Below are 4175 nucleotides of genomic sequence, written 5' to 3' on the forward strand. Positions count from 1 at the left end.
CAGGCACAGATCGTTGAAGCAGGAATCACACGACTTCAAGTCGTGTGAGGTTCAAAAATGCCTATCTATTCAACCTTTTCATACCAGATACCTACTCTCTCAAAAGCACTATAGGCAAGCTTGAGAAAATTCATTACTCTCTGTCTTCCAATTATCCCAAATTCTTTGAACTCTCTCGCCTGTGCAAACGTTAGGCGATTTTGGTCAATTATGTTTCTTTCTCTATATGCTAACTTCGGAAAATCTATAACTTTTATCTTATATTTATCTATTATTTTCTGAAAGTTTGAGTCTGACTCTATATGCTCCCAATCATCACACAGCCCTAAATTTCTCACCAGAATATGAGGGATTTTCTCACCGTAGGTATTCACTGACTGAGCAAACAGGTTGATGCTGTCGTATCCTCCTGTGGATACAAACCATTTGCAAAACATCACTCCCTGCGAACTGCCTAGTTCAATTAATTGATTATAATCAATCCACCCTTGTACTGCTCTATGGGATTGTGCGGCCAAATTCACAATTACTGGCTTCTCTATCGCCCACTCAAATATTCTATCTGCCTTATCTGCCTGTCGTTCATTCTCACTAAACACAGCATACTTACATATCTCTTTATACACCTCTGCGACATCTGGATTCGACCTATCTGTATCCACTGGTACAAATGGGATTTTCTTATCTAGACAATACTGAATCATTGTTCTGGTAAAGAGAGATTTCCCTACCCCACCTTTTTCACCATCTACCAAATGAATCGTCGGCATTACAGCTACCTCTAATAGTTATTCAAGTCTGATATATCTTTCCCCGACTGAGAACTTTTTAGCAATTTCCGCCTCAGTAAGTCACTACACATAAAAATTACACATGGTTACGCATAGTCAACGATACACAATGTTATTTGCACATCTTATATTATGGTTTCTATTTTAGTAATTGCTTCTTATAGCGATCGCATCGCTAACCAACCTCAATACCTATTTCTCTTGATCGCGCTTATGCTGAGGGGATGAAAGCCGGAGGTTCAATTTCCAATTTTTGCAGTAACTGCACTCGGTTGGTTAAACTTTACTTCTTATACAGATCCAGCAATCATCCCAGCAAGTAAAATAAAACCAATCCAGACATTTTGGCGGAACATCTTACCATAAGCAGAATTAGGTAAGTGTTGCTCTGTTAATCGTAGAGACTGCCAAACCCATCCGATAGTAGCAATTGCAAGGCTAATCCAAAAGGCTAAGTGCAGATGTATGACTACACCTAACCAAAACAATAACAAGATTGTGCCAGCAAAGAAAATTCCAATGGCTATAGGGGCATAATTACCAAAAAATAGGGCGCTAGAATTAACACCAATGCGGCGATCGTCTTCCTTGTCGCTCATGGCGTAAACTGTGTCAAATCCCAATGTCCACAGTACAGTTGCGCCCCAAAGTAACCAAGTTGGCTGGGAGATGGTTTGCGTTACTGCACTCCAGCTAATCAATACCCCAAAACCCCAAGCGATGGAAAGCACCAGTTGCGGTACGGGAAACACCCGCTTTGCGCCTGGATAAAGCAAGATTACAGGTACGGCGGCTACGCATAACCAGAAACTCAAGGGGTTAAGATAAAAAGCCAGAACAGCTGCACAAGCTAGCGAGACGATCGCAACTACAATTCCAACTTTCACAGATAAGGCGCGAGAAGCGAGGGGGCGATCGCGTGTTCTCTCCACTTCCGGATCGATATTCCGATCCCATAAATCATTCACAACACACCCAACGGCACTCGTGGCTAGAGTACCCAATATAATCACACCAACTAGAGGTAAAGGCGGTTTCCCTGAAGCTGCCAAAAATACAGCCCAAAGAGCAGGAATCATTAAAATTAACCGCCCTTCTGGTTTATGCCAGCGCAAAAGCCGGATAATTACAAGCCAAATTGGTTCCTGGGGGCGTTCTGGCATCCTTAACATGTTACTGGGGATTGGGAATTCACACTTCTTTACATCTATAGAATAACGTTATTTGTTATTTGTAAAAACATAACCGAAAGTGGCAACTTTAAATATCTTTAAATAGTCACTAACGTTATAAATAGTAGGGTGAATATACATATCTCAGTTACCCTCGACCAAACTGAGTTGCGAATGCTGAGTATTTTTTAATTTACTCAATATTCAGCACTAGCTCAACGCCCCGCTATTGCTAACAGCACTCAGTCTAAGCAAGTGTGTTGTCATAAATATCAGTGCCAGCTACCCCGACGTATCACCGTTTGCCATCACTTCTTAATAAAGAGAGAAAACTAGATGCTGAATTTAGTTTCTAGCTGGGAGAGTATTCCTACTCAACCATCTAAGCAACATCGGATTATTGCTGCCATTGACCTGGGAACAAATTCTCTACACATGGTAGTAGTCAAGATAGACCCCACATTACCAGCTTTCAGCATTATTGCTAGAGAAAAGGAAACCGTGAGGCTTGGCGATCGCAATCTTACCACTGGAGAACTCAAACCAGAGATCATTAAAAAGGCGATCGCGGCTTTAGGACGCTTCCAAGAAGTTGCCAAAACTATCAACGCTGAAACAATCATCGCTGTGGCAACTAGTGCTGTGCGGGAAGCCCCCAATGGTAAAGATTTTTTGCACACAATAGAAACGGAGTTGGGTTTAAGTGTTAACTTGATTTCTGGTCAAGAAGAAGCACGGCGAATCTATCTTGGTGTGCTGTCGGGTATGGAATTTAACAACCAGCCTCATACCATTATTGATATTGGCGGTGGTTCTACAGAATTGATTTTAGGCGATAGTCAGCAACCGCGCACTCTCACCAGTAGTAAAGTTGGTGCAGTGCGACTCACTAGCGAGTTAATCACCACCGATCCCATCAGCAATACTGAGTTTCAATATCTGCAAGCTTATGCACGCGGGATGTTGGAACGTTCTGTAGAAGAAGTCTTAGCAAACCTAGAGTTTGGAGAATCCCCGCGTTTGGTGGGTACGGCGGGTACAATTGAAACCCTGGCGATGATTCATGCACGGGAAAAATCGGGTGTGATTCCTTCCACTCTCAATGGCTACCAGTTCAGTCTTAAAGACTTGCAAGAGTTGGTAAATCGCTTGCGGAAACTGAGTAATGCTGAAACGGCTGAGATTCCTGGTATGCCAGATAAGCGGGCTGAAGTTATACTCGCTGGCGCAGTCATCTTACAGGAAGCAATGACTCTCTTGGGTAGTGAATCGGTAACAGTTTGTGAGCGTTCTCTCAGAGAAGGCGTAATCGTAGACTGGATGCTAACCCACGGTTTAATCGAAGATAAGCTACGCTACCAAAGTTCCGTTCGGGAACGGAATGTTCTCAAACTAGCGAATAAGTATCACATCAATTTAGAATACAGCGATCGCGTGGCAAAATTTGCCGAGAGTTTATTTGACCAAACTCAAGGTACTTTACACCACTGGGGATCTGACGAGCGACAATTACTATGGGCAGCCGCAATATTACACAATTGCGGTCATTATGTCAGCCATTCGTCTCACCACAAGCACTCTTACTATCTAATTCGCAATGGTGAATTACTCGGTTATACCGAAACCGAGATTGAAATTATTGCCAATTTAGCGCGTTATCATCGCAAATCGCCGCCGAAGAAAAAACATGAAAACTACCAGGGTTTACTGACGAAAGAACAGCGCCAAATTGTTAGTCAATTAAGTGCAATTTTAAGATTGGCAGTGGCATTAGATAGACGACAAATTGGTGCGATCGCTCAAGTACAATGTGAGTATTATTCACAACTTAGGCAGGTAAATCTCCTAATTTATCCATCTAAATCAGATGATGATTGTGCTTTAGAACTTTGGAGTCTAGATTATAAAAAAGGAGTCTTCGAGGAAGAGTTTGAAGTGAAATTAGTAGCGAATTTAGAAACCTCTAGCGTTCCTAACTTCTCTTAGAAAGCAAATATACCTGGCGAATGGAATTCGCGGCTACACAAACCAAGTCCGCCTATCGCGCTTGCGCTGCGCCTCTCTGCGAGACGCTTTGCGAACGCGCACCACGCGGACTCAAAGAATTTGAAACCCAGGATCGGTAGCTTTTGTTTATATAGCCGCGAATTCTATTCGCCAGGGCAAGCTCAATATCAAAGCTTGAGGTAAAAAGCAGACAAATTTATCTTAT

General features: G+C 42.6%; 3 protein-coding genes. 1 reads left to right on the forward strand and 2 read right to left on the reverse strand.

Features of this window, described 5'->3' with window-relative positions:
• Positions 1–65 precede the first annotated feature (65 nt).
• Together HWQ37_RS00265 and HWQ37_RS00270 are read right to left on the reverse strand one after the other, a co-directional pair.
• On the reverse strand, positions 66–770 hold the full coding sequence (locus HWQ37_RS00265; RefSeq protein WP_292742545.1) for a P-loop NTPase family protein: 705 nt from the start codon (positions 768–770) through the stop codon (positions 66–68).
• Between the two features lie 311 nt (positions 771–1081).
• On the reverse strand, positions 1082–1963 hold the full coding sequence (locus HWQ37_RS00270; protein WP_292742546.1) for a 4-hydroxybenzoate solanesyltransferase: 882 nt from the start codon (positions 1961–1963) through the stop codon (positions 1082–1084).
• Between the two features lie 336 nt (positions 1964–2299).
• On the opposite strand from HWQ37_RS00270, the gene HWQ37_RS00275 reads away from it, so the two are divergent.
• On the forward strand, positions 2300–3949 hold the full coding sequence (locus HWQ37_RS00275; protein WP_292742547.1) for a Ppx/GppA phosphatase family protein: 1650 nt from the start codon (positions 2300–2302) through the stop codon (positions 3947–3949).
• Positions 3950–4175: the final 226 nt, after the last annotated feature.

Origin of the sequence: Nostoc sp. NMS4 (genome assembly GCF_017115095.1) — a bacterium.
GTDB lineage: Bacteria > Cyanobacteriota > Cyanobacteriia > Cyanobacteriales > Nostocaceae > Nostoc.

Bases quoted from the DNA above. Each gene is read 5' to 3' on its own strand.
- HWQ37_RS00265 (WP_292742545.1), bottom strand. From the start codon at position 770: ATGCCGACGATTCATTTGGTAGATGGTGAAAAAGGTGGGGTAGGGAAA.
- HWQ37_RS00270 (WP_292742546.1), bottom strand. From the start codon at position 1,963: ATGTTAAGGATGCCAGAACGCCCCCAGGAACCAATTTGGCTTGTAATT.
- HWQ37_RS00275 (WP_292742547.1), top strand. From the start codon at position 2,300: ATGCTGAATTTAGTTTCTAGCTGGGAGAGTATTCCTACTCAACCATCT.